Genomic DNA, 24,517 nt, shown 5'->3' on the forward strand with positions numbered 1-24,517 from the left:
TGCGAAGCTCGATTTCGCAAGACGGGAGCCGCCGAAACGATCAAATCATCGCGACGGCAAGAACAAAAACGGTCATTACCGTGCAGGCGCCATAGAACACGGCGATGCCGGCATCGATATCTTCGCTTCGCGCAACGGCGCGACCCGGACCATTGATCATCGGCTCGCTGACCTTGACGCCGCCATAGATGCGCGGGCCGGCAAGCTGCAGATCGAGCGCCCCTGCCATCGCCGCTTCCGGCCAGCCGGAATTCGGCGAGCGGTGCAGGCCGTGATCACGAAGGGCTGCCGTCAACGCATCCTTGGCGGCGCGCGTGCCACGGTGGATCAGTGCGCCGGCGGCGATCAGCAGGATCGAGAGCCGTGCTGCCGGCAGGTTGGCAAGATCGTCGAGCCGCGCCGAAGCCCAGCCGAAGTGCAGATATTTCGGCGATTTGTGGCCGATCATCGAGTCGGCCGTGTTCAGCATCTTGTAGGCGAGCAGACCGGGCAGACCGGCGATCGCATACCAGAAGGCCGGCGCCACGACGCCGTCGGAGAAGTTTTCGGCGAGGCTTTCGATCGCCGCGCGGCAGACCGCCGGTTCATTGAGCGTCTTCGGATCGCGGCCGACGATCATCGAAACGGCCGCCCGCCCGCCTTCGAGCCCCCCTTGCCGCAAGCCCTCGGCAACGCGGCGCACATGATCTGCAAGGCTCTTCTGCGCCAGGAAAACCGCGACCAGCGCCGCCTCCAGCAGGAAGCCGACCGGACCGAGAGTGGCGAACAGGCGATGCAGCAGGTGGCCGAACCAGGCGCTGACGGCAAGCAGCAGCACGATGGTGACAACGCCACGAAACCTAGCCGCGCCGTCCTCCAGATCCTCGCGGTTCAACCTGTCATCGAGGAAGGCTATGGCCTTGCCGAAGAACACGACCGGATGCGGCAGGCGCGCCCAGAGCCAATCCGGGTCACCGACGACGCGATCGATCACCAGCGCCAGCGCGAGGATGAGAAGGATGGTCTCAGACATTCAGAGCTCCATCCGGGCAAGCGCATCCGCCAGTCGCCGGTCGCCCGCCGCATCCGGCGCCAGACCGATCCTCAACCACTCCGGCGCGTAGTCGAACTTGCGAGTGAGGATGTGCGCTTCGCAGAGCCGTTCCTGTAGCAGAGTGGCACGCGGATGCTCGACCAGCACGAAAAGCCCTGTGCCACCGATCCGCTTGAGCCCTGCTCCATCAAGCGCCGCATCCAGGCCGGCGCGCCGCTCGAGGATACCGGCAGCAATCGCCTTCGTATTGCCCTGCATCAGCGCTTTCGAAATCGTCAGCGCCGGGCCGGAGACGGCCCAGGGACCGAGCCAATCGGCAAAGGACGCAAGCATAGGCTCCGTCGCGACGACGAAGCCGAGGCGCAGGCCGGCGAGCCCGAAGAACTTGCCGAAGGAGCGGAAGACGACAAGGTTGCCTTGCTCGCGCACATGGCCGGCGACGCTCAACCCCGGATCAAGATCGCCGAAGGCTTCGTCGACCAGCAGCAGCCCGCCGTTTGCCTTCTGCCTCGCCGCCATCGCCAGAAGTTCGGCGGACGCGAAGGCACGGCCAGTCGGGTTGTTGGGGTTTACCACGATGACCAGGGCATGCTCGGCGCTGAGCGCAGCGGCATCTTCGACGCGATCGACGGCAAAGCCGGCTGCCGACAGCACACGGGCATATTCGCCATAGGTCGGCCCGAAGATCGCGACGCGCCTGTTCGCCGGCGCCTTCCCGTTTTCATTTATGAGACGCGGCAAAAGCTGGATCGCCGACTGGGTGCCCGGCACCGCCAAAGGCAGCACGCCATTGGTGCGGTAATAATCTGCGGCTGCCAGGCGCGCGTCATCCACCGTCTGCCGATCCGGCAGCCGATGCCACGCGCGTTCGGATACTGGGGGCAAGGCGACGGGGCAAGGATTGATACCGGTCGAAAGATCGAGCCAGTCTTCGAAGCGCCCGCCAAAGCGCGCCGCGGCCTCGGTGATGCCGCCGCCGTGGACGATCGGTGCGCTCATGGCGCGCCTGCGATGTCGATGAGATGCATGAAGGAGCCGGCGACATTGCCGCGCCTGAGGCCCGCGTGGCCGAGATCTTCGCCCGCAGCGTCGCTCATCGAAAACAAGCGTTCGGCCGCGCCTTCGGCAACGATGGTCGCATAGTGGAATTCGTGCGCCGTCATGGGTCCATCGAAGAAGGCGTTGTCGACAGGCACGACACGGCGATAGCCGAGGTGCCGCCTGCGCTCGGCAAAACTGGTCGTCAGCGGCAGCAGGCCGAGCATGTCGTAGCGTGCGCCATCAGCGGCGACAAGCCCTTCGCCGAGCACCATGTAGCCGCCGCATTCGCCGAAGATCCGGGCGCCGCGTTCCGCCGCGGATTGCATGCCGGTACGGAAGGTTGAAGCAGCACTTAAGTGTCCCGCATGCAGCTCCGGATAACCGCCCGGCAGATAGACGGCGTCGGCCGAAGGATCCGGCGCTTCGTCGGCGAGCGGCGAGAAGAACGAGATTTCGGCGCCGCCCCGCTGCCAGTCGAACAACAGATGCTCGTAAGAGAAGGCAAAGGCGATATCGCGCGCCACGGCGATGCGTTGCCCGAGCGGCCGGAACCGCTCGATCCTCGTGACCGACCCGTGCGGAAAGATCGTCGCAGCGCGGCCGACGGCATCGAGGTCGCAGTTCGCCTCCACGCGTTCGGCAGCAGCCCCGATGAAACCTTCGAGCGCCCCATGCTCGCCCGCCTGCACGAGGCCGAGATGGCGCTCCGGCAGTTGCAGCGCACTGTCCTGCCGCAAGACACCGAAAACCGGCATGCTCACCCGCTCCAGCGCATCGCGCAGCATCACCTCGTGCCGGTCACTGCCGACCTTGTTGAGGATGACGCCAACCACCCGAATATCGTCGCGATGGTCCGCATAACCGCGAACGAGTGCGGCGACCGAATGGGACAGGCGGGCGCAATCGACAACGAGGATGACGGCGAGATCGAGCGTCGCTGCGAGATCGGCGGGCGAACCGGAGCCGTCGGCGGCGCCGTCATGCAGGCCCATCATCGCCTCGACGATCAGCGTGCGGCCACCGGTCGTGGCATGCGAAGCGTTCGCAAGCAGCAGTTCCGGCCGCATTGCCCAGGGGTCGAAGTTGAAACAGGGCTCGCCGGTCGCGGCCGCATGGAAGGCGGGATCGATATAGTCAGGTCCCGCCTTGCCGGGCGCAATCGCAACACCGCGCTTCTTCAGCGCCCGCATCAGCCCGAGCGTCACCGTCGTCTTGCCCGAGCCCGACGACGGTGCGGCGATCAGCAGTCCGCTCATGCCGGGTTCCTGAGAATGCGGTTGGCGAAGGGGTCGGCCGAGAGCTTGCGGCCATCAAGCGCACCGATCCAGTCGAGCGCTGCCCGGAGCCGCACCACCTCGCCGACGACGACGATCGCCGGCGGCTCAAGCCCTGCCGCCTCGACATCGGCCTCGGCGCGCGAAAGCGTCGTTTCGAGCACCGTCTGGTTCGCCGTCGCCGCATTGCAGACAAAGGCGACCGGCTCGTCCGGCGAACGGCCGCCGGCAATGAGGTTGGCGGTGATCGCGCCGATATGTTTCATCGCCATGTACATGACGATCACGGGCGAGCCGCTGGCGATGCCCTGCCAGTGGATGCGATCGGGCACGAGGCCGGAGGAATCGTGGCCGGTGAGGAAGGTGACGGCGTGATTGACCTCGCGGTGCGTCACGGGAATGCCGGCATAGGCAAGACCGCCGATGCCGGCGGTGATGCCGGGCACGATGCGAAACGGGATCTGGTGCTCGACCAGCGTCAGCGCCTCCTCGCCGCCGCGGCCGAAGACGAAGGGATCGCCCCCCTTCAGCCGCAGCACCCGGTTGCCGGCACGCGCAAGCTCGACCAGCCGAAGCGAGATGTCGCGCTGCTTCGGCGAAGGCTTGCCGCCGCGTTTTCCCGCAAACTCAAGCACGGCGCCCGGTCTGGCGAGCTTCAGGCAATCCTCGTTGACCAGCGCATCATGCACGATCACATCCGCCTGGCGCAGCGCATTGGCCGCATGCAGCGTCAAAAGGCCCGGGTCTCCCGGACCGGCGCCGACGAGCCAGACCGAACCTTTCTCGAGCGCCGGCAGTCCGGCAAAGAGGTCGTCGATCATGCGTGCTGCCTCACCTGTATACCGGCACCACCTGACGGTGCGCCTAACTCGACCTGCGAAGAACCGGATTCCATTTCAGAGAGAACCCGGACAAAAGATTGATTCAATTCAACAACATAGAAACGCATCAGACGACCTTCGCCGCCTGCCGGCCCTCTTCGACACGCAATGCCGCCGGCCCGGCAAGCGCCGCCGTCGCATGCGCGGAGACGATCTTCGGCACGATCAGCATCGCCTCGCTGCCAGCACCGACAAGCGCTGCCCCTTCGGCCACGCCATGACAGCCGGTGTGGGCAAAGACGATCTCGGAGGGATTGGCGAGACGGGAGGCTTCGGCCTCCAGCGTGGCCGCGTCGTAGAAGACTGCAGGAACGGAGAAATGCTTCGCGGCCGCAAGGATCGCCGGCTCCTCGGCGCGGGCATCGAGCGAGGCGACCAGCCGCAGATCGCCGGCACTGGCACCCGCGTCAGCCAAAGCGCGCTTGGCAAGTGCGATCACCTCTTCGGCCGGCGTGCGGCGTTCGCAGCCGAGCCCGAGCACCAGCCCGGCCTCTTCTTTCATTTGTGCCAGAACGTTATTTTCACGCGATTCCGGACGCAAAACCGCTGCGCACTTTTGCTGGAATTGCTTTGATCCGCTAACCGATGGCATCGGCGGCCGGCTCCCTTCGTCGGTTTTCCTTAACGAAGCGCCGGCTGGAACGAACCGTTCCGGCCGATCTGGACAGCACCGGCTGATGGCCCCCTGGCTGGGTCGGCCGCACCGGACGCTCTTTCAGTCCACCGAAGCGGACGCCGTCGCATATCCGTCATTTTTACCGGAGCGCGGGAGACCGGTCAAACCGGATTGCGCCATCGCCATGTCGCGATTGACGAAGGCGCACAGTTGCCCGGCGGATCGCGATGACGGCCGTTTCCGATCATCCCACGATTGCCGGCGCCTCCATCCAGAAACACGGCGACTCAGGACAAGCTTTTGATTCCGCGAAAGATTCGAAGGTCGTCCGCCCGGGCGGCCAACAACGCCGCAACAGAAGGCTTTGCAAATCGTGGCCGGCTCTGACACAAGGCGGCAAAACCTCCATACGTCTCCCGCTCCCCGAGTCCCTCCCGTGCAAGATCTCGCCTTCCACCTGCTCGCCTTCTTGTTCGTTGCCGCCTTCATCGCCGGCTTCATCGATTCGATCGCCGGCGGCGGCGGCATGATCACCATTCCCGCCATGCTGATTGCCGGCATTCCGCCGCTGCAAACGCTCGGCACCAACAAGCTGCAGGGGCTGTTCGGCTCGGGTTCGGCAAGCCTTTCCTATGCGCGGCGCGGTCACGTGAACCTGAAAGAGCAATTGCCGATGGCGCTGATGTCGGCGGCGGGCTCCGTGCTGGGGGCGCTGCTTGCAACCATCGTTCCAGGCGACGTGCTGAAGGCTGTGCTGCCCTTCCTGCTGATCGCCATTGCGCTCTATTTCGGGCTGAAGCCGAACATGGGCGACGTCGACCAGCACCGTCGGATCACGCCCTTCGTGTTTACGCTGACACTTGTGCCGCTGATCGGCTTTTACGACGGCGTCTTTGGCCCCGGCACCGGCTCCTTCTTCATGCTCGGCTTCGTCACGCTGGCCGGCTTCGGCGTGCTGAAGGCCACGGCGCATACGAAGTTCCTCAACTTCGGCTCCAACGTCGGCGCCTTTGGCATCTTCCTCTTCTTCGGCGCCATTCTCTGGAAGGTCGGCCTGATGATGGGCGTCGGCCAGTTTCTCGGCGCCCAGGTCGGCTCGCGCTATGCCATGGCCAAGGGCGCCAAGATCATCAAGCCGCTGCTCGTCATCGTCTCGATCGCACTCGCCATCCGGCTGCTGGCAGATCCGACGCATCCGCTCAGAATCTGGCTGGGGCTTTGAGTCCCGGCGCGCGTTCCTGGCTCTCCTAGACTGGAACCAGATGCCGACTTAAGTGAACGTCACTTGACTGTCACACCAACGTCGGGCGCGCTGTGGTCGACCAGCATGAGCATTCTTCGCCTGCTGGCCGCCGTAACCACATATCTGTTTGGGGGTCTTGCATTGCCGAGGACTGCGCGCTTCAGCACGCGCCTTTGCCTCAGCTTCCGCTGCGGCTCTCTGCTTTCGGCTCATCTTCGGCGTGGGAGCCGCCTTTGCTTTGGCTGCCTGCTGGACCGCGGACGCGCTGGCCTTGGTCGTTTGGGCTGAGCCGGTTTCACTGCATGATGCGATTATCAAAAGCGATGCCATAGCAAACGCAACTCTAGCAACGGTCTTCAAGGTACACCCGCGATCTAAACAATGTGGGCATCTATATGCGTGCTTCCAGAAGCCTCATCAAGGCCCCCCGCACAGAGGGCAACCCTAAACGCGGCTGTGCCGCCGCCTCGATTTGCCCACATTGAACGTCTGATGTCGGGGCATGGACAAAGCTGGTATCGCCTTCCTCATGCTCATCTGCGTTCTCGTCGCCCTAATAAGCATTCTGGCGGTTCGGCCGGATTTGGAGAACGCCCCATCGCCCACGCCTGCAATTGTTCCTGCCAACTAGACTAAATGGGGGAGCCAAGGCCTTCGCCGGGTGTTGCTGTAGATCGCAACGACCACCGGGAAAGCCGAATGCGTATAGTCGTGATTGCAATAGTCGCCTCGATCATGAGCATACTTGTTTTCAAGTATGTCGACGGCACGTTCGGCAGCTCCGAGATCGCCGCAACGGCCGAGGAACTCTCGGACCACTAAGAACGATCAGGACAAACCAACGCCGGATCGCTTCCTGGAAACGGAAGGCGACCACCCTGCGCATAGATGTCGGTCATTGGGTGGTCATGGGGCGATCTGGCTTGTCTCAATCTAGGCAATGTGCGGATATGGCGGTGACATCCTCCCTGAGGCCCGACGAGCATTCCCTGTCATCGACACTCGCCGATACAACATGCGGTAACCAAAACGAAAGTCGAGTGCGCAACCCCTTGAACCTCTAGCCGCTAGAGATTGCAACTTGCAGGAAATGCGTCGCGGAAGTCGGGCGAGTCAGAGTCTCGTCAGACAGGCCGCCCGGCCGCAAGCGTCATCCTGTCATCGCCCAGAGGTTCCAATGTCCACCACCCTTCCCGCCATCCTGATGCTTGTCGTCGGCCTTTTCACCCTGGCGCTGGCGATCCTGCGCCGCGTTCAATCCGGCCGCTCACCCGTCGTGCTGACCTATGGCGACGATGCCGAGGGATTTGCAGGCAAACTCTTTCGCGTGATCGTGGCGGCGCTGGTGGTTCACCTGCTGGCGGTCGCCGCCTTTCCGGAGGCGGTCGGCGCTTCGCTCGGCAGGATCCCAGTGCTCGACCGGCCGCTGCTTCACACCGCCGGCCTTGTACTCATGGCGCTCGGCGGCGGGCTGACGATGCTGTCGCAATGGGCGATGCGCCATTCCTGGAAGATCGGCATCCCTGAGAAACAGGACGCGCCGCTCGTGACCTCAGGCCTCTACGCCTTCTCGCGCAACCCGATCTATGTCGGCATGGCCACGGCGCTGATCGGCACGGTGCTGGCAGTCCCGAACGTCGTCTCGGTGGCGCTGGCGCTCTCCGCCTGGATCTCGATCTCCTACCAGATCCGCATGGAGGAAACCCACCTCTCCCGCGCTTTTGGCGAGGCATACAGTGCCTATTGCGGGCGTGTCCGCCGGTGGATCTGACTTCGACCATTCGCGCGGCTCACATTGTGCGAACGCGGCCGGACTTTAAAACACCGCCAAAAGCAGCGCCCCAGCGGCAATCAACACGACGCCGAGCCAGTTCATCAGGTTGAGTTTTTCGCCGAGGAAGAGAACGCCGAAGATCGCGACCATGACGATCGACAGCTTGTCGATCGGCGCGACGCGGGCGGCGTCTCCGAGTTTCAGCGCCCGGAAATAGGCAAGCCACGAGGCGCCGGTGGCAAGGCCGGACAGTGCCAGGAACAGCCAGGTGCGGCCCGGGATTTCCGAAGGTTTCTGCCACTGCCCGGTCGCAGCCACAATGCCGGCGAGCACGCAGAGGATGACGACGGTGCGGATCAGCGTCGCGAAGTCGGAATTGACCTGCGCGACGCCGACCTTGGCGAAGATCGCCGTCAAGGCAGCGAACACGGCCGATAGCAATGCCCAAAGCTGCCAGCTCTGGCTCATCAGAACTCGACGCCCTGCTGCGCCTTGATGCCGGAGCGGAACGGATGCTTGATCAGCTCCATTTCGGTAACCAGATCGGCGATTTCGATCAGGTCTTCCTTGGCGTTGCGGCCGGTCAAGACGACATGGGTCATGTGCGGCTTCTCTTCCTTGAGGAAGCGCACGACTTCGGCGACGTCGATATAGTCATAGCGCAGTGCGATGTTGATCTCGTCGAGCAGCACCATCGAGTTGCGCTCGTCGCGAATCAGTTCCTTGGCCTTTTCCCAGGCCCTTTCCGCCATCGCCACATCGCGGGCGCGGTCCTGCGTTTCCCAGGTAAAGCCCTCGCCGAGCGTGTAGAACTGGCAGACGTCGCCGAAATGCTTCTCGATCAGTTCGCGCTCGCCCGTCGCCATGGCGCCCTTGATGAACTGCACGACGGCGCAGGGCATGCCGTGGGCGATATGGCGGAAGATCATGCCGAAACCGGCGGTCGACTTGCCCTTGCCCTTGCCGGTGTTGACGATGATCAGGCCCTTCTCGTCGGTCTTCGTCGCCATGATCTTTTCGCGGGCGGCCTTCTTCTTCGCCATCTTCATGGCGTGGCGGGCATCGTCCTTCTCGGCAGGGGCTTCGCCGCTGTTTGTCGTCTCATCGCTCATGATAACTCCCTCAATTCCGGTTGGCGGGATCGATGCAAAACCGCAGCTCTGATCCCGCATCTGTTCCTTTTCCGTATTTCACTGAACGCGAAACGGAACCCAAGTCTTTGCTTCCAGGCAATTCCGGACGGAAAACCGTGCCCGGAGCTGCTCTATTCGTTGCCGGCGCGAAGCCGGGTGGCGGCGCCGCTGATGCCACCAAGTTCAAACCGCGCCGAGTTCGAGCGCGGGGTCCAGAGATTGCGGTCGATCGCTTCCAGCAGCCGCTCGGCAAGCTCGGCAAAGGCGGCGGGGTTTTTGTCGCGCAGAAACTCCGCCACCCGCTCGTCGACGACGAAGGCCTGATAGGCGGCCTCGAAGTGATGGTCGCGCACCGCACCGGTGGTCGCGGCAAAGGCGAACATGTAGTCGACGGTGGCGGCGATCTCGAAGGCGCCCTTGTAGCCGTGGCGCATGACGCCATCGATCCACTTGGGATTGACGACGCGCGCCCGAACGACGCGGCCGATCTCTTCCTCCAGCGAGCGGATGACCGGCTTTTCCGGCCGGGAATGGTCGTTGTGGTAGATCGCCGGCCTGGTGCCACCGAGATGCTCGGCGGCAGCGCTCATGCCGCCTTCGAACTGGTAATAGTCGTCGCTGTCGAGCAGGTCATGCTCGCGGTTGTCCTGGTTCTGCACCACCGCTTCGATGGTGCGCAGCCGCTCCTCGAAGAGATCGCGTTCGGCCTTGCCCTCTTCGCCGGCGCCATAGGCGTAGGCGCCCCAGGTGAGGTACGCCTCGGCGAGATCGGCTCTGCTGTCCCAGCCTTTCTCATCGATCAGCGCCTGCAGGCCTGCGCCATAGGCTCCGGGCTTGGCGCCGAAGATGCGATAGGAGGCGCGACGCGCGGCCTCTTGAGCCTCGACGCCTTCTGCCTCCAGCCGCTGGCTTTCCGCCCGCATGCGCGCGGCGATCATGTTGTCGGCATCGTCCTCCTCCAGCGCGCCGACGGCGCGGATCGCCTTGTCGAAGAGGGCGATCTGGTCCGGGAAGGCATCGCGGAAGAAACCGGAAATACGCAGCGTTACGTCGACGCGCGGCCGGCCGAGCGTGGCAAGCGGCACGATCTCGTAGCCCGTGACCCGGCGTGAAACCATGTCCCAGACGGGCTTGGCGCCGATCAGCGCCAGCGCCTGGGCGATGTCGTCGCCGCCGGTGCGCATGTTCGCCGTGCCCCAGGCGGTGAGGCCAAAGGAGGAAGGCCACTCGCCGTGATCCTGCAGGTAGCGGCGGATCAGCAGTTCGGCGGATTTTTTGCCGAGCTCATAGGCGGCAGGTGTCGGCACGGCGCGGCTGTCGACGGAGTAGAAGTTGCGCCCCGTCGGCAGCACGTCCGGGCGGCCGCGGGTCGGCGCGCCGGAAGGACCGGGGGCGACAAAGCGGCCGTCGAGGCCGGTGAGAAAGCCCGCCATTTCGGCAGCGCCGGAGCCGGAGATCGAGGGCTTGAGACGCGTCTCGATTTCGTCGAGCACGGCTTGCGTGTGGGTCCAGTCCGCTGGGCAAGGCTGCTCACCCGAGACGAGGCTTGCGGCGAGGAGCTCGATGCGTTCGACGGTGTCACCGTTGGTGCGCCAGGGGGCGTCGGAGATATCGGTGAGGATCGATGGTTTTACGCCGGTCCAGACGTCCGACATCACGCAATCGAGCGGGTCGAAGGCGAACCCCGCATCCGCCGCGATCGCCCGCTGCAGGCTCTGGTCCCCGCCTTCACCAAGCCCGCGCGGAACGCGGGCCAGTGCCACGGTCAGATCGGTCAGCAAGCGCCCGTCCGGCGCCACGCCGAAGATGTGCAGGCCGTCGCGGATCTGCATTTCCTTGAGGTCGCAGAGATAGGCGTCGAGCTTTTCCAGCGCCTTGTCGTCGCTGTCGCCCTTGTCGATACCGGCATCGCTGTCGAGGCCGATGTCGCGCACGAGGTCGAGGATCTGGCGGCTCAAGAGCCGCAGCCGTCGCGGGTCGCCGCCGGCAGCGTCGTAATATTCGTCGACCAGCGCCTCGAGGTCCTTGAGCGGCCCGTAGGATTCAGCGCGCGTGAGCGGTGGCGTCAGGTGGTCGATGATGACGGCGCTGGTGCGGCGCTTGGCCTGCGTGCCTTCGCCCGGATCGTTGACGATGAACGGATATACATGCGGCAGCGGCCCGAAGATCGCCTCGGGGTAACACGTCTCAGACAGCGCCAGCGACTTGCCCGGCAGCCATTCGAGATTGCCGTGTTTGCCCATATGCACGATCGCCTGCGCGCCGAACTGATGGCGCAGGAAGGCATAGAAGGCGAGATAGCCATGCGGCGGCACCAGGTCCGGCGAGTGGTAGCTTTCCTTCGGATCGATGTTGTAGCCGCGCGCCGGCTGGATGCCGACGATGACATCGCCGAAGCGGGCGAGCGGCAGCGCGAAGGCGCCGTCGAGGAAGAACGGATCGGCCTCGGGCGCGCCCCAACGGCCGCCAACTTCATCCTGAATCTGTTTCGGAAGCGAATCGAAGAAGGCGTTGTAATCGCTGAGCGAAATTGTTTCTCTAATTTCACGATCACGGCCTGCCGCATTGGTCGGCCCGGCCATCAGGTAACGCATCAGCGCGTCGCCATCCTCCGGGACGTCGCCCACCGCATAGCCTTCTGCCGTCATGGCACGCAGCACTTCGACGGTGCCGGCCGGTGTGTCGAGACCGACGCCATTGCCGAGGCGCCCGTCGCGGTTCGGATAATTGGCCATGACGATGGCGATCCGCCGGTCGGCGGGTTCGGTGCGACGCAACTTCGCCCAGTTGACGGCAAGGCTGGCGGCAAAACGCACCCGATCTTCGAGCGGCTCATGCCCGACAATGTTAGCCTCGACTTTCGCATCGTAGATCGACGCCGCCTTGAACGAGACGGCGCGCGCAAGGATGCGGCCATCGACCTCCGGTAGCGCCACGTTCATCGCCAGATCGCGCGCCATCAGCCCCTGCGGCGATGTCTCCCATTGCTGCCGTGATGAGCCGGAGAAGATCACCTGCAGCACCGGCGCGCCGGTTGATTCCAGCACCGTCGGCTGACGATCGGCGCCGGGCGAAGAAACGGCAAAGCCGGTGGCATTCATCACCACGTCGGGTGGGGCCTCGGAAAAGATCGATTGCAGCGTGCCGACGGAGACCGCATCCTTGAGGCTGGAGACGAAGACCGGCAGTGCCCGAACCCCTTGCACCTTCAGCGCATCGATCAGCGCTTCGACCGGCCGCGTCTCGCCGCTCTGGACGAGGGCGCGGTAGAAGCAGATGGCGATGGTGGGATTTGCGCATGCGGGGGCTCCAGCCCCCACAACACTCAACCAATCCGAAACCCCGATCACGCCCCGCCCCGGCCACCAGATGCCGGCTTTCAGCAAAGGCTTGGCCGGCTGCGGTTTCTCGGCGCCTGAAACCAGCGCCTCGGCATAGTCGAGGAACAGGCCGGCATTGTCGGCGCCGCCCTCGTTGAAATAGGCCCAGAGCCGCTGGCGGTCATCGGCCTCAACCGTAGAAAACGGTTCAAGGCCCGGGTCCGGCTTGTCGTCGCCCGGCAGCACCGCGATCTGGAAACGGTGGGTGACGGCGGCCGCATGCAAGGCTTCGAGCAGATAGCGGAAATAGCTGGCGCCACCGAGCGGCCGGACGACGATCAGCCTCGCATGACGCGCCGTGCGCTCGACATAGGTGTCGACCGACATCGGATGCATCAGGTTCATCAGGCTCGCAATGCGCAGGCTCAGGCCACCGTCACGCCGGCCGTGGGCGGCGGCGATCGAGGAGAGCTCGGTGTCGGCGGCAGACAGGAACAGGATGTCGGCCGGCGTTTGCCCAAGGTCGATCGCCTCGTTGCCGTCGGCGATCGTTCCTTTCTGGGCGAGAAGCAGATGCATGGTCTTGTCCGTTCGGGCAATTCCGAACGGAAACGCGTGAAGCGGCTTCCGTCCGGAATTGCGTTATTTCAATGCGTTAGATCATTTCATTCAATGAACGATCAGACGAGCGCAGCAATCGCAGCGCGAACCGCCGCCTCGTCCATGTCGTGCAGGCCGATGACGACGAGACGCGTGCCGCGCTTTTCGCCGGCCGCCCAGGCGCGATCGTAATACTGGTCGATGCGGGCACCGACCGCCTGGATCAGCAGGCGCATCGGCTTGCCAGGCACATCGGCAAAACCCTTGAGACGCAGCACGTCGTGCTCGGATATCACGCCCTTGAGGCGATCGATGAAGGCGGCCGGATCGGCGATGGCGCCGAGCTCGACGACAAAGCTGTCGAACTCGTCATGGTCGTGCTCCTCGCCCGCCTCATGCTCCATCTCGTGATGCGACTTGCGGTTGGCGATATCGCTTTCGGTGCCGACGCCGAGGCCGAGCAGGATGGCGGCGGCCACCTCGCCGTTCTTCGCCTCGATCATGGTCGGCTTGCGGCTGGTGCGCGAGGAAACCTCGTCGCGTACCGCCTTGAGGCCGGACGCGTCGATCAGATCGGTCTTGTTGAGCACTATGAGGTCGGCAGCGGTCAGCTGATCCTCGAACAGTTCCTCGATCGGGCTTTCATGGTCGAGATTGTCGTCCTCGACGCGCAGCGCATCGACCTTGTCATGGTCGTCGGCAAAGCGGCCGGCGGCAACGGCAGCGCTGTCGACCACGGTGACGACGCCATCGACGGTGACTTCACTGCGGATATCCGGCCAGTTGAAGGCGGCGATCAGCGGCTGCGGCAAAGCCAGGCCCGAGGTCTCGATGATGATATGGTCCGGGCGGTTTTCGCGCTCGAGCAGCTTGGTCATGGTCGGGATGAAATCATCGGCCACGGTGCAGCAGATGCAGCCATTGGTAAGTTCGATGATGTCGTCCTCGGTGCAGGCCTCCGCACCGCAGCCCTTCAAGACGTCGCCGTCGACGCCGAGATCGCCGAACTCGTTGATGATCAGCGCGATGCGCTTGCCGTCGGCGTTCTGCAACAGATTGCGGATCATCGTCGTCTTGCCGGCGCCGAGGAAGCCGGTGATGACAGTCGCCGGGATCTTGCCGTGGCTGGTTCTCGCAGTGGTCATTATTCAACCCTTCATTTTCAGCGGCAAACCGGCCGCGACAAAGTAAACTTCAGCGGATTTCTCCGCAACGATCTGGTGAAGCCGGCCGGCATGGTCGCGAAACTCGCGCGCCATGCGGTTCTCGGGCACAATGCCGAGGCCGACCTCGTTGGAAACGAAAACGAGGCGCGCCTGCGCCTGCGGCAGGTAGGCGGCGAGCGCTGCGAACTCCGCCTCGATGTCGCGCTCCTCGAGCATGAGATTGGTGACCCACAGCGTCAGGCAGTCGATCAGCACGACGTGATCGGGATTATCGATGCGACTGAGGATGCCGACGAGATCGACCGGCTCCTCATGCGTCGTCCAGCCTTCGCCGCGGCGCATCTTGTGATGGTCGATGCGCGCGCGCATTTCGTCGTCCCAGGCGCGGCCGGTGGCGACATAATGTTTGGCGAGACCGGACGCTTCGACGAGCTTCTCGGAAAAGCTGGACTTGCCGGAACGGGCGCCGCCGAGGACCAGAACGGGTCCGGCGCTGGGATTGCTCATCGCGACCGCGCCAAGGTCAGCGGCAGATGGCAACAGCCGTTCGACGCGCCGGCGGCGCGTTCGGGAAAGTATCTGAGAGCCAAAACAACCTCCGTGATGGCGTTGGAGACGACACGTCTCCTCGGGCGGAATGCCCATGTCGGGTGGCAGGTCTCCTGGCTCACGGCGTCACGAGGCCCCACATCGCCTCGCTCAGAATGGACGAGGTTCCGATGTCAGGACCCGAGCGGCCCGCCTCACCTTCCCGGCGCTTTCCGGTGCCACAGCGAACCTTTGCGCGTCGTCTCCGACGCGCGGCGCTGTGGGCGGCTTCGTGAAAGGCGGACGATTCGTAGAAGAAGAGGCGTCCAACCCGGCTGATCACGATGCCACGCCAGTGGCTTTTCCGGCTCGATTCCGCACTGCCTCGATTGCCCCATGCAACCGGCTGGCAGCTCTGAATTTGAGCCCGATGGCGAACCCTGACCGTTCTACAGTCGCGGGGTCGGCTGCGATAAGGATGCCCGATTTGGGTCCATCCGTCACATTCCCAATTATTCCCCCCGATCGCCACGACAAGGGGGAACCATCCAACATCCGATGATTAGGAAGCGGGCGCCGCAAAGTCAATCGACGCTTGCGACACCTCCCCGGCCGACTTGCGTCGCGCGACGATTTGTCGAGCGCGAAGCCGCACCGGACATGAGGCGAATGGCAGATCGCGAACGAACATATTTTAGCAATGACGGATGTTGCGTTAAACTGCAGCGCCGCGCGTCCTATGGACGTGCAAAGGTCGCTGAACCATCCCGCAACCGACCCGAGGGGCTTCGTTTATCCGGTAGGCACATGGAACGCAGGCTCGCCGCCGTGATGATTGCCGACGTTTGCGGCTATGGGCTGCTTACCCAGGCCGACGAGGAGGGTACCTGCGCCCGCTTTCAGGCCGACCTGCACGAACTATTCGAACAAAGCATCGAGACGCATCGCGGCCGGCTGATCAAGACCATGGGCGACGGCCTGCTGGTCGAGTTCCACAGCGTCGTCGAGGCAGTCCGATGTGCGGTCGAGGTGCAGCGCGCCAAATCTGATAGTCGCGGCGTGGACGCGGGGCGGCTGCAATTCCGCATCGGCATCAATCTTGGCGACGTGATCGTCGAGGGCGACGACATCCACGGCGATGGTGTCATCATCGCCGAGCGCCTGCAGAGCCTGGCCGAACCGGGCGGCATCGTCATCTCCGGCACCGCCTACGACCAGGTCGAGAAGCACCTCGATGTCGGTTTCGTCTTTCTCGGCGAGCAGCGCCTGAAACACGTCGAAAAACCGGTTCGGACCTACCGTCTCTGGCTGGACGAAGCCCACGCCGGCAAGCCGAAGGCCAGGGCGCACCGTGGAAGACGCTGGGTCGCCCTGGCAGCGGCATCTGCCCTGGCATTCACAGCCGCCGCCGGCGCCGCCTGGTGGCGCCCGTGGCAGCCGCCTGCCGACATCCGTCCGGCTCAGGCCGTGGACTTCAGCCAGGCAGACAAGCCCTCGATCGCCGTGCTTCCGTTTGCCAATGTCAGCGATGACCCCAAGCAGGAGTTTTTCGCCAATGGCATGACCGACGGCCTTGTCACCGAACTGGCCCAGATCTCCGGCCTGTTCGTCATCGCGCGCAACTCGACCTTCACCTACAAGGGGAGATCGGTGACAGCCAGGCAGGTGTCGGAAGAACTCGGTGTCCGATATGTGCTTGAAGGCAGCGTCCAGCGTGCCGGAGAGCAGCTTCGCATCAATGCGCAGCTCATAGATTCCCTGGATGGCGGTCACGTCTGGGCCGGAAAGTTCGACGGATCGCTCACCGACGCCTTTGCGCTGCAGGACGAAGTGATGCGCGGCATTGCCGAAGCGCTTGCGTTGCGGCTGGATCCTGACCAGCAGATGGCCTTCGGGCGCAAGGAAACGACCGTGCCGGCGGCCTTCGATGCGTTCCTGCGCGGCTGGGAGCACCACCGGCGCACCACGCCCGAAGACTTCGCAAAGGCACTGCCCTATTTCGACCAGGCGATTGCGCTCGATCCCGCCTATGGACGTGCCTATGCCGCCGCAGCCATGGTCTATGCGCGCATTTACCTTTGGCGCTGGCACTATCAGCTGGGCATCACGCGCTTCGAGGCGCGAGCCAAGGCGCGGCAGTTTCTGCGGATGGCGCAGAAACATAAGACGGCACTCGCCTATCAGGCAGCGGCCCTCCTTGCCGAAGTGGACTGGCGGCATGCCGACGCGCTCGCAGACCTCAAGGAAGCGATCGCGCTGGAACCCGGCGACTCCTGGAGCTACGCATTGACGGCCTTCGTCCTGACATCCGCCGGACGGCCGGCGGAGGCTCTGCCCTATATCCGCACGGCGATCCGCCTCGATCCGCACTCCCCGTCCTTCTTCCTGTACGTCCTCGGCCTGACGCAGTTCAGCCTGGAGGATTTCGAAGCGGCAGCGGCAGCGGCGAAAAGCAGTATCGCACTCAACCCCCAGGATGACGGTCCTTTCCTTCTCCTTGCCTCTGCCGCCGGACATCTCGGTCACCGCGCGGAGGCTGAGGGGGCAGTCGCCCGCTACGACGCGCTTCGCATCAGCCGTGGCGGAACGCCCGTCTGCATTTCAGAGCGCCCGCCGCTGGACCTGGCGCAGCCGCATGCCAGCGAGAAGCTCTATCAGGGACTGCGTCTGGCGGGCGTGCCTGAGACCCTGATGAACACCGACGTCAGCATTCGCGACAGGCTGCCAGCCGATGAGCTCCGTTCGTTGTTCTTCGGGCACCGGTTGCGTGGACGCATGCTGGATTCGGGCGAGGAACATGAAGCTGTCGTTTCGCCCGAGGGCATCGCCACCTTGACGGGAGACTGGGCTTCGCTCGGCGCCGGCAGGATGAGCAATGTCGAGGTCCGGTTCGAGAAGGACGAGGTTTGTTTCCTGTGGCTGAAAACGACGAACCTTTGTGGGGTGGTCTCGCGGAACCCCGGAGGACTGAGCGCCCGGGAAAACGAGTTCATCTGGTACCATGGCGACAGAGCCTTCACCTTCTCGCAGGTGCGCTAGCCATGGCAGAAGCGACGCAGGCGCCAAACCGGTTGCGGCCCTAGTGCGTCACCCGCTGCAGCACGCTGAACTGGAAGGCCTGGGTCGAATTCCACGGGGTCGTGTGCTGGTGCTTGACATGCTCGACAAGCCGGAAGGACGGTCCGATCACTTCGGCGAGTGCCGCCGGATCGTAGCGCACCACCGGTAGGCCACTGCAGCGCTCCGGACCATCGGGCGCGAAGGTGGCGATAACCGCGTACCCGCCAGGCGCGACGGCCGCCGTCAGGCGCTCGATATAGGCAGCCCGGTCGTCCGGATCGGTCAGGAAATGAAAGGCGGCGCGGTCGTGCCAGATGTCGTAGGTCCGATCCGGCCGCCACGCGGTCACATCGGCCGCAACCCAGTGGACCGCGTCGGCCCGCAGCCCGAGCCTTGCCCTGGCGGCATCGAGCGCCGCCGGCGACAGATCGAGCACCGTAACTGATTTCATGCCCTCGTCGAGCAGCGCATCCACCAGCCGCGAGGCGCCGCCGCCGACATCGATCAGCGACGCGGTGGCGATCGTCACGTGCCTGCGGATGAGATCGAGCGAAACGGCGGGCGCATCTTCGAACCAGCTGACCCCCGCTTCGCCTTTCGATTGATAGGCTTTGTCCCAATGGGCTCGTCTGGTTTCGTCCTGCATTGCAACACCTGTCTCCGAGCGCGGCCGCAGCTGAGCGCTCCATTCTTCCCAGTGAATTCTACAGCGGAACGGTGGAAGATGCTGGGGTTTCAGGCTTGTCCATGCTGTCGCCAGGAATCCCGATGATTTCCGCTGCCCGCCTTTTCGGTTATCTGCCGAGCAGCCCGTCCAGCCAGCGCCGGTCGAGTACCGCCTCCAGCTCGCCGGCGACATCGTCGAGCGCCGCGTCGACCGACTGGCGGTAGTTGCTGGCGCCGCCTTCAATGCCGAAGCTCTTCAAAAGTGCTGTGCGATAGGCGTCACTCGTGAACAGCCCGTGCAGATAGGTACCCATCACCCGGCCGTCGGCAGAAAGCGCACCATCCGCACGGTTGTCGATGCGAACCGAAGGTCGGTCGCAATCGGCCCCTTGCGTCTTGCCCAGGTGGATCTCGTAACCCTCGAGGGCCACGTCATGCTCCAGCGACCAGGCGCGGCTGTTGCGCACGGTCTTTTCCGGCGCCATCTCGGTCTCGACGTCGAGAAGCCCGAGGCCCTCGACCGCACGTTCGCCACCCTCGATGCCGAGCGGATCGGTGACCCGACGACCGAGCATCTGGTAGCCGCCGCAAATGCCGATGACCCGTCCACCGCGGCGCACATGGCGCTCGAGATCGCGATCCCAGCCTTGCGCCTTAAAATCGATGAGGTCGCCGATGGTCGACTTCGATCCGGGAATGACGACCAGGCCGGCATCAGCGGGGATCGGGTTGCCCGGCCGGACGAAGACGAGATCGACCTCGGGCTCGGCGGCCAGCGGGTCGAGGTCGTCGAAATTGGCGATGCGCGACAGCACCGGCACGGCAACCTTCAGCGCCCGTCCCTCGCCGCGCGTCAGTTTCTCCAGCACGACCGAATCTTCTGCCGGCAGCCTGGCTGCTGCCTTCAGCCATGGCACGACGCCGAAACAGGGCCAGCCGGTGAATCGATTGACGGCGGCGGTGCCATCATCGAACAGCGTAACGTCACCGCGGAACTTGTTGATGAGGTACCCGGTGACCATGCGCCGGTCCTCGTCCGAAAGGATCGCATGGGTGCCAACGAGCGAGGCGATCACCCCGCCGCGGTCGATGTCGCCGACGAGCACGACGGGCACGTCGGCGCGCGTCGCAAAGCCCATATTGGCGATATCGCCGGCCCTCAGGTTGATCTCCGCCGGCGAGCCCGCGCCCTCCACCACCACGAGATCGGCGCCGGCCGAGATCTGTTCGAAGCTTTCCAGCACGGCGCCAAGCAGCTTCGGTTTCAGCGCCTGGTACTCCCGGCCCTTGGCCTGCCCCGTCACCTTGCCCTGCACGACGATCTGGCTGCCGACGTCGGACTGCGGCTTCAAAAGCACGGGATTCATGTGCACGGACGACGGCACGCGCGCGGCCAGCGCCTGCAGCCATTGCGCCCGGCCGATCTCGCCGCCGTCGTCGGAAACGGCGGCGTTGTTCGACATGTTCTGCGGCTTGAACGGCCGGACCTTTAAGCCCCGATTGGCGGCGAGCCGACAGAGCCCCGCCACCAGTACCGATTTTCCGACATCCGAGCCGGTTCCCTGCAACATGATCCTGCGTGTCATGCGGCCATCGGTAACACTGAAACGGTCAGCGGCAAAGGTCTGTTTCGACACGATTTCGCCGCAATCGAGCGAGGCTTCTCACGCATTGTTTCGGCCTTTCGCAAGGCTTGTCGAAAATGCCGCAGCCGGTAGCCAAATTGCGACATCGCATGGCGAGTTTGGCATTCATTCTATTGCAGCGCACACCTATATCAGCGGCATAGCAACACGCTCCGGGGGATAGGCCTCCGGCCTCTCAAGGTTTACGTCCATGCTGTACATCTTCAGCAAGCCCAACTTCGTCCAGATCGCCTGGAACTCCAAGGTTCCGACCAGCCAGTCACGCGTGCGCAACCTCGTTGTCGACGCGCCCTTCGGTCCGCTCGGCTTCATCCGTACGTCGAACGTCGGCTAGGTCCGCGATCGGGGCGCAGATGCCCCTTCGAGCTCTCCTCCCAGAGCCTCCTCCACCGCCCCATCCGGGGCGGTTTTTTTATGTCCGACGCTGGTGCTGAAATGCGAAGGCCGCATCAACCTCGAGAAGAGGGATGCGGCCGCCCAAAAAACGCCTGGTCACTTCGGGGTAACGCACCGAAGGTTCGCTTGAAATCCGGGACGCACTACCTGATCCGGACCCGCGGCAGTCCCCCGCCGCGAGAAGAACAATTAGCTGGACATCGTTACCGGATGGTTATTGAGGATTTAACCAAAGATGAATTCCGGCTTTTTTTGAATTTTTTTCGCGACATGCGCGACAATCGCCGTGACGCAATCACGACAGGAAACGTCAGGATCTCGACAGGGATTCGAACGATGTGGCGCATAGCGCCATTTTTTGCGGCAGGAATTGTCGGTATTGCTTAAATTCGGCCTTTCTCATGCTCAAAAAGCGCCCGCCAGCGATGTCGCAGACAGAACGCGCAAAGAGCGGCGGCAACCCGACGTTCCGATTGAAGAGGTTGATTTCTCAACGAGAATACTTAGGCTTGGCTGGCGGTATAAGAGGAGATTGGCTGGCGACAGGGTTCCGCGGCCAGGGCTGAAAACGAACTCCCGCACCGTCCGCAGCAAGGGTGAACCTTGGCTTGATTTGATGCCGAACCCCAGGCTGCATGATTGCTCCGGGTGACGGAGGATGCTCGGCATCCGCCGTAGGTTCCCGTTTGGATATTGGCTGCAAATAAAGACTGGGAGGTCTTGCAACATGAAGAAACTCCTCGCTTCCACCATTCTCGCCGCGGGCCTCTACGCTCTGGCGGGTTCCGCACAGGCTGCGGAATGCGGTGAAGTCAGCATTGCCGAAATGAACTGGGCTTCCGCCGGCGTCGCCGCCCAGGTGGACAAGTTCATTCTCGAAAACGGTTACGGCTGCACCGTGACGCTGGTCACCGGCGACACCATGCCGACCTTCGCTTCCATGAACGAAAAGTCGCAACCCGACATGGCGCCAGAACTCTGGGTCAACGCCGTGCGCACGCCGCTCGACGCTGCGATCAAGGAAGGCCGGCTGATCGAAGCGGCCAAGATCTTGAGCGAAGGCGGCATCGAGGGCTGGTGGATCCCGAAATTCCTCGCAGACGCGCATCCTGACATCAAGACGGTGCAGGACGCCCTGAAGCATCCGGAACTCTTCCCGTCGCCGGAAGATTCGTCGAAGGCCGCCGTTCACAATTGCCCGTCGGGCTGGAACTGCCAGGTCTCGACCGCCAATCTCTATCGGGCGCTGGACGCGGAAAAGGCCGGCTTCCTGCTGGTCGATACCGGTTCGGCCGCCGGCCTTGACGGCTCGATCGCCAACGCCTTCGAAAAGAAAACCGGCTGGCTCGGCTACTACTGGGCGCCGACCGCCATTCTCGGCAAGTACGAAATGACCCGCCTCTCCTTCGGCGTCGACCACGACAAGGCCGACTGGGACGCCTGCACCGCCGTGCCGGACTGCCCGACACCGAAGGTCAACTCCTACCCGGTTTCCGACGTCTACACGGTCGTGACCAAGTCCTTCTCCGAGAAGGCCGGCGTCGCCATGGATTACGTCAAGGCGCGCAAGTGGGACAACGGCACCGTCAACAAGGTTCTCGCCTGGATGGACCAGAACCAGGGTACCAACGAGGATGGCGCCAAGCACTTCCTCGCCGAGTTCCCGGACATGTGGACCCAGTGGGTGAGCCCGGAAGTGGCCGAAAAGGTCAAGGCGGCACTCTGACACGACACAAGGGCAGGCGCGCCGTCCCTGACGGCCGCCTGTCCGTTCCGGTTGTGATGCCGGAACGGGGACAATGCAGCGCTCTTGCGGGTTCCGTTCGAGCGTGCGTCGTTCCAGAGGCGGCGAAGCGAGGCCGTCCGCGTCGCAAACAGTAAAGCGGACGCCACATTTCGCTGACACAGTTCAAGAGCCGGGCCCAAAGAGGCCACCAGCAGTGTGCGCAGGCATCGACGCAAATCGATGCCGAGACGCAACCGGCGAGATAAAAGACTTCCGGCCAAGAAGGGGATACATATGGCATCCATCTGCAGTGTCTTGCCAGCTTTGCTCTGCAAGTTCCCTGCCATTGACGAAGGCACGATCCGGCTCGCTCGCAAGACCGTCGACGACGGCTTCAAGGGATTCGTGCGGTCCTATGGCGACATCATCGACAGGATGGTCCAGCCGCTTCAATGGTTCCTGAACTACCTCGAAAGCCTGTTCGTCGGCTCGCCCTGGATCCTGGTCCTGGTGCTCATGGTGGCGGTCGTCTATTTCGGCAGCCGCAACATCAACGTCACCATCGGGACGGCGCTGTCGATGATCGCCATCGGCCTTGTCGGGCTTTGGAACGACACGATGGTCACGCTTGCGATGGTCACCGTCTGTACGCTCATCTCGATCGTCATCGGCATTCCGATCGGCATTCTGATGGCGCGCTCGGACCGGGTGCAGGCCTTTATCAACCCGATCCTCGACGTCATGCAGACGATGCCGAGCTTCGTCTATCTGATCCCTGTCGTCATGGTCTTCGGCCTCGGCAAGGTGCCGGGCCTCATCGCCGTCGTCATCTACGCCGTGCCGCCGATGATCCGGCTGACCAATCTCGGCATTCGTCTCGTCGACAAGGAAGTGATGGAAGCGGCCGACGCCTTCGGCTCGTCGTCCTGGCAGAAATTGAAGAATGTGCAGATGCCGCTCGCCTTGCCGACCATCATGGCCGGCATCAACCAGACGATCATGATGTCGCTGGCGATGGTTGTCGTCGCTTCGATGATCGGCGTCGGCGGCCTCGGCAAGAACGTGCTGCAGGCGATCGCCAACCAGTTCTTCACCGTCGGCTTCCTCAACGGCTTTGCCCTTGTCGGCATAGCCATCATTTTCGACCGTACCAGCCAGGCCTTCGGCAAGCGGCTGCAAAAGCACTCGGAGGTTATCCATGGCTAGTCACGCGATCGAGGTGAAGAACCTCTACAAGATCTTCGGACCCCGCGGCGGCGACTTTGTCGACGCCGTCAAGAAAGGCTTGGGCAAGGCCGAGCTCAACGAGAAGCACGGCCACGTGCTCGGCCTGCAGGACATCAACATCTCCATGCCCGCCGGCGGCGTCATGGTGGTCATGGGTCTCTCCGGCTCCGGCAAGTCGACGCTGATCCGCCACATCAACCGGCTGATCGACCCGACCTCGGGCGAAGTGCTTTATGACGGTGTCGATGTCTGCAAGATGAACGACGACGCTCTCCGGGAATTCCGCCGCCACAAGACGGCGATGGTGTTCCAGAAATTCGCGTTGCTGCCACACCGTACCGTGCTCGACAACACCGTCTACGGCCTCGAAATCCAGGGCATCGAGCGCAAGGAGAGCGAGAAGCGTGCGCGCGGCTGGATCGAGCGCGTCGGCCTCAAGGGCTTCGAGAACCACTATCCGAACCAGCTTTCGGGCGGCATGCAGCAGCGCGTCGGCCTTGCCCGCGCGCTCACCAACGATGCCGATATCCTCTTGATGGACGAAGCCTATTCGGCGCTCGATCCGCTGATCCGCGTCGACATGCAGACCGTGCTTCTCGACCTGCAGAAGGAACTGAAGAAGACCGTCGTCTTCATCACCCACGACCTCGACGAGGCGCTGCGCCTCGGCGACAAGATCGCCATCCTGCGCGACGGACGCGTGGTGCAGCAGGGCACCGGCCAGGAGATCGTGCTTTCGCCGGCCGACGACTACATCACCGCTTTCGTCAAGGAAGTGAACCGTGGGCGGGTGATCAATGTCGAAACGATCATGCGCCCGCTCTCGGGCAATGCCGAAGGCGTACCGCTCGTGACCGGCACCGTGCTGGAATCGGCCGCCCGCATGATGACCGCTGCCCGAGTCACAAGCGCCCATGTGGTCGACGTCAACGGCCGCCCGATCGGTGCACTCGACCTTTCCACCGTCATCTCCGCCATGGTCACGCCAACGAGCCACGAGGATCGCGCGGCGGCTTGAAACGGGATGATCGGGGGCAGCCGCGCCAACTGACGAGGCGCCCCTCATCCGCCTGCCGGCACCTTCTCCCCGTTCTGACGGGGAGAAGGGACTCGTGGCAAGGCCGCATTCCCTAACCTGACAAGATCATCCAGCTCCCCAGCCAATGGCTGGCGGTTGGCGACCGGGC

General features: G+C 63.7%; 21 protein-coding genes and 1 riboswitch. Of the genes, 9 read left to right on the forward strand and 12 right to left on the reverse strand.

Annotated elements, in window-relative coordinates; all coding sequences use genetic code 11:
* Positions 1-40: 40 nt before the first annotated feature.
* The 5 genes from cbiB to ACTJKE_RS25125 all read right to left on the reverse strand — a co-directional run bounded on the left by cbiB (position 41) and on the right by ACTJKE_RS25125 (position 4,731).
* Positions 41-1,012 carry an adenosylcobinamide-phosphate synthase CbiB gene (cbiB, locus tag ACTJKE_RS25105; RefSeq protein WP_440692747.1) on the reverse strand — a complete coding sequence of 324 codons (972 nt, stop codon included), beginning with the start codon at positions 1,010-1,012 and terminating at the stop codon, positions 41-43.
* Positions 1,013-2,032: a threonine-phosphate decarboxylase CobD gene (cobD, locus tag ACTJKE_RS25110; protein WP_440692749.1), complete on the reverse strand. Its 1,020-nt coding sequence runs from the start codon at positions 2,030-2,032 to the stop codon at positions 1,013-1,015.
* Positions 2,029-3,330 (reverse strand): cobyrinate a,c-diamide synthase, encoded by a 1,302-nt coding sequence (locus tag ACTJKE_RS25115; RefSeq protein ID WP_440692751.1) that lies wholly within the window; start codon positions 3,328-3,330, stop codon positions 2,029-2,031. Before ACTJKE_RS25115 ends, cobD begins: the two co-directional genes overlap by 4 nt.
* A complete protein-coding gene (gene cobA / locus ACTJKE_RS25120; protein ID WP_440692862.1) occupies positions 3,327-4,166 on the reverse strand; it encodes a uroporphyrinogen-III C-methyltransferase in 840 nt (279 codons plus the stop codon). The genes ACTJKE_RS25115 and cobA overlap by 4 nt, the downstream gene beginning before the upstream one ends.
* 130 nt (positions 4,167-4,296) lie before the next feature.
* Positions 4,297-4,731, reverse strand: a complete 435-nt coding sequence (locus ACTJKE_RS25125) for a cobalamin biosynthesis protein (protein ID WP_440692753.1) — start codon at positions 4,729-4,731, stop codon at positions 4,297-4,299.
* Positions 4,732-5,281: 550 nt separating this feature from the next.
* Here ACTJKE_RS25125 and ACTJKE_RS25130 point away from each other — a divergent pair.
* The 3 genes from ACTJKE_RS25130 (at position 5,282) to ACTJKE_RS25140 (ending at position 7,859) form a co-directional block, all read left to right on the forward strand.
* Positions 5,282-6,067, forward strand: coding sequence for a TSUP family transporter (locus ACTJKE_RS25130; protein WP_112995577.1), 786 nt, complete (start codon positions 5,282-5,284; stop codon positions 6,065-6,067).
* A gap of 720 nt (positions 6,068-6,787) precedes the next feature.
* Positions 6,788-6,910, forward strand: a complete 123-nt coding sequence (locus ACTJKE_RS25135; RefSeq protein WP_255570999.1) for a hypothetical protein — start codon at positions 6,788-6,790, stop codon at positions 6,908-6,910.
* Between the two features lie 355 nt (positions 6,911-7,265).
* Positions 7,266-7,859 carry a methyltransferase family protein gene (locus tag ACTJKE_RS25140; RefSeq protein WP_113515098.1) on the forward strand — a complete coding sequence of 198 codons (594 nt, stop codon included), beginning with the start codon at positions 7,266-7,268 and terminating at the stop codon, positions 7,857-7,859.
* Between the two features lie 45 nt (positions 7,860-7,904).
* Here the strand turns inward: ACTJKE_RS25140 and ACTJKE_RS25145 are convergent, their stop codons facing one another.
* The 5 genes from ACTJKE_RS25145 to cobU all read right to left on the reverse strand — a co-directional run bounded on the left by ACTJKE_RS25145 (position 7,905) and on the right by cobU (position 14,588).
* Positions 7,905-8,330, reverse strand: a complete 426-nt coding sequence (locus ACTJKE_RS25145; protein WP_440692755.1) for an EamA family transporter — start codon at positions 8,328-8,330, stop codon at positions 7,905-7,907.
* Positions 8,330-8,974, reverse strand: a complete 645-nt coding sequence (cobO, locus tag ACTJKE_RS25150) for a cob(I)yrinic acid a,c-diamide adenosyltransferase (RefSeq protein WP_440692757.1) — start codon at positions 8,972-8,974, stop codon at positions 8,330-8,332. The genes ACTJKE_RS25145 and cobO overlap by 1 nt, the downstream gene beginning before the upstream one ends.
* Before the next feature lie 152 nt (positions 8,975-9,126).
* Positions 9,127-12,894 carry a cobaltochelatase subunit CobN gene (cobN, locus tag ACTJKE_RS25155; protein WP_440692759.1) on the reverse strand — a complete coding sequence of 1,256 codons (3,768 nt, stop codon included), beginning with the start codon at positions 12,892-12,894 and terminating at the stop codon, positions 9,127-9,129.
* 101 nt (positions 12,895-12,995) lie between these two features.
* Complete coding sequence (gene cobW / locus ACTJKE_RS25160) at positions 12,996-14,060, reverse strand: cobalamin biosynthesis protein CobW (protein ID WP_093234604.1); 1,065 nt, start codon at positions 14,058-14,060, stop codon at positions 12,996-12,998.
* Between the two features lie 3 nt (positions 14,061-14,063).
* On the reverse strand, positions 14,064-14,588 hold the full coding sequence (gene cobU / locus ACTJKE_RS25165; protein WP_112995575.1) for a bifunctional adenosylcobinamide kinase/adenosylcobinamide-phosphate guanylyltransferase: 525 nt from the start codon (positions 14,586-14,588) through the stop codon (positions 14,064-14,066).
* 436 nt (positions 14,589-15,024) lie between these two features.
* Positions 15,025-15,173: riboswitch (cobalamin riboswitch) on the reverse strand.
* Positions 15,174-15,416: 243 nt separating this feature from the next.
* On the opposite strand from cobU, the gene ACTJKE_RS25170 reads away from it, so the two are divergent.
* Positions 15,417-17,648, forward strand: a complete 2,232-nt coding sequence (locus ACTJKE_RS25170; protein WP_440692761.1) for an adenylate/guanylate cyclase domain-containing protein — start codon at positions 15,417-15,419, stop codon at positions 17,646-17,648.
* 40 nt (positions 17,649-17,688) lie between these two features.
* Here ACTJKE_RS25170 and ACTJKE_RS25175 read toward each other — a convergent pair whose 3' ends face one another.
* Both ACTJKE_RS25175 and ACTJKE_RS25180 read right to left on the reverse strand, forming a co-directional pair.
* Positions 17,689-18,315, reverse strand: a complete 627-nt coding sequence (locus ACTJKE_RS25175) for a class I SAM-dependent methyltransferase (RefSeq protein WP_058323196.1) — start codon at positions 18,313-18,315, stop codon at positions 17,689-17,691.
* A gap of 148 nt (positions 18,316-18,463) precedes the next feature.
* The gene (locus ACTJKE_RS25180; protein WP_110879494.1) at positions 18,464-19,921 is read right to left on the reverse strand and encodes a cobyric acid synthase; all 1,458 of its coding nucleotides are present in this window, start codon (positions 19,919-19,921) and stop codon (positions 18,464-18,466) included.
* 250 nt (positions 19,922-20,171) lie between these two features.
* Here ACTJKE_RS25180 and ACTJKE_RS25185 point away from each other — a divergent pair, with 250 nt between their 5' ends.
* The 5 genes from ACTJKE_RS25185 to ACTJKE_RS25205 all read left to right on the forward strand — a co-directional run bounded on the left by ACTJKE_RS25185 (position 20,172) and on the right by ACTJKE_RS25205 (position 24,348).
* The gene (locus tag ACTJKE_RS25185; RefSeq protein ID WP_093234608.1) at positions 20,172-20,315 is read left to right on the forward strand and encodes a hypothetical protein; all 144 of its coding nucleotides are present in this window, start codon (positions 20,172-20,174) and stop codon (positions 20,313-20,315) included.
* Positions 20,316-20,503: 188 nt separating this feature from the next.
* Complete coding sequence (locus ACTJKE_RS25190; protein WP_143032967.1) at positions 20,504-20,764, forward strand: hypothetical protein; 261 nt, start codon at positions 20,504-20,506, stop codon at positions 20,762-20,764.
* Between the two features lie 340 nt (positions 20,765-21,104).
* Positions 21,105-22,103, forward strand: a complete 999-nt coding sequence (locus tag ACTJKE_RS25195; protein ID WP_057254177.1) for an ABC transporter substrate-binding protein — start codon at positions 21,105-21,107, stop codon at positions 22,101-22,103.
* Between the two features lie 294 nt (positions 22,104-22,397).
* Positions 22,398-23,309 carry an ABC transporter permease gene (locus ACTJKE_RS25200; protein WP_057254175.1) on the forward strand — a complete coding sequence of 304 codons (912 nt, stop codon included), beginning with the start codon at positions 22,398-22,400 and terminating at the stop codon, positions 23,307-23,309.
* Positions 23,302-24,348 (forward strand): quaternary amine ABC transporter ATP-binding protein, encoded by a 1,047-nt coding sequence (locus ACTJKE_RS25205; RefSeq protein WP_057254173.1) that lies wholly within the window; start codon positions 23,302-23,304, stop codon positions 24,346-24,348. The genes ACTJKE_RS25200 and ACTJKE_RS25205 overlap by 8 nt, the downstream gene beginning before the upstream one ends.
* The last annotated feature ends 169 nt before the right edge of the window (positions 24,349-24,517 follow it).

Origin of the sequence: Ensifer sp. 22521, assembly GCF_052044795.1 — a bacterium.
Classification (GTDB): Bacteria; Pseudomonadota; Alphaproteobacteria; order Rhizobiales; family Rhizobiaceae; genus Ensifer.

Excerpts from the sequence above, each read along its gene's own strand:
- cbiB (WP_440692747.1), bottom strand. The coding sequence starts at position 1,012 with ATGTCTGAGACCATCCTTCTCATCCTCGCGCTGGCGCTGGTGATCGAT.
- cobD (WP_440692749.1), bottom strand. The coding sequence starts at position 2,032 with ATGAGCGCACCGATCGTCCACGGCGGCGGCATCACCGAGGCCGCGGCG.
- ACTJKE_RS25115 (WP_440692751.1), bottom strand. The coding sequence starts at position 3,330 with ATGAGCGGACTGCTGATCGCCGCACCGTCGTCGGGCTCGGGCAAGACG.
- ACTJKE_RS25125 (WP_440692753.1), bottom strand. The coding sequence starts at position 4,731 with ATGAAAGAAGAGGCCGGGCTGGTGCTCGGGCTCGGCTGCGAACGCCGC.
- ACTJKE_RS25135 (WP_255570999.1), top strand. The coding sequence starts at position 6,788 with ATGCGTATAGTCGTGATTGCAATAGTCGCCTCGATCATGAGCATACTT.
- ACTJKE_RS25140 (WP_113515098.1), top strand. The coding sequence starts at position 7,266 with ATGTCCACCACCCTTCCCGCCATCCTGATGCTTGTCGTCGGCCTTTTC.
- ACTJKE_RS25145 (WP_440692755.1), bottom strand. The coding sequence starts at position 8,330 with ATGAGCCAGAGCTGGCAGCTTTGGGCATTGCTATCGGCCGTGTTCGCT.
- cobO (WP_440692757.1), bottom strand. The coding sequence starts at position 8,974 with ATGAGCGATGAGACGACAAACAGCGGCGAAGCCCCTGCCGAGAAGGAC.
- cobN (WP_440692759.1), bottom strand. The coding sequence starts at position 12,894 with ATGCATCTGCTTCTCGCCCAGAAAGGAACGATCGCCGACGGCAACGAG.
- cobW (WP_093234604.1), bottom strand. The coding sequence starts at position 14,060 with ATGACCACTGCGAGAACCAGCCACGGCAAGATCCCGGCGACTGTCATC.
- cobU (WP_112995575.1), bottom strand. The coding sequence starts at position 14,588 with ATGAGCAATCCCAGCGCCGGACCCGTTCTGGTCCTCGGCGGCGCCCGT.
- ACTJKE_RS25170 (WP_440692761.1), top strand. The coding sequence starts at position 15,417 with ATGGAACGCAGGCTCGCCGCCGTGATGATTGCCGACGTTTGCGGCTAT.
- ACTJKE_RS25175 (WP_058323196.1), bottom strand. The coding sequence starts at position 18,315 with ATGCAGGACGAAACCAGACGAGCCCATTGGGACAAAGCCTATCAATCG.
- ACTJKE_RS25180 (WP_110879494.1), bottom strand. The coding sequence starts at position 19,921 with ATGACACGCAGGATCATGTTGCAGGGAACCGGCTCGGATGTCGGAAAA.
- ACTJKE_RS25185 (WP_093234608.1), top strand. The coding sequence starts at position 20,172 with ATGCTGTACATCTTCAGCAAGCCCAACTTCGTCCAGATCGCCTGGAAC.
- ACTJKE_RS25195 (WP_057254177.1), top strand. The coding sequence starts at position 21,105 with ATGAAGAAACTCCTCGCTTCCACCATTCTCGCCGCGGGCCTCTACGCT.
- ACTJKE_RS25200 (WP_057254175.1), top strand. The coding sequence starts at position 22,398 with ATGGCATCCATCTGCAGTGTCTTGCCAGCTTTGCTCTGCAAGTTCCCT.
- ACTJKE_RS25205 (WP_057254173.1), top strand. The coding sequence starts at position 23,302 with ATGGCTAGTCACGCGATCGAGGTGAAGAACCTCTACAAGATCTTCGGA.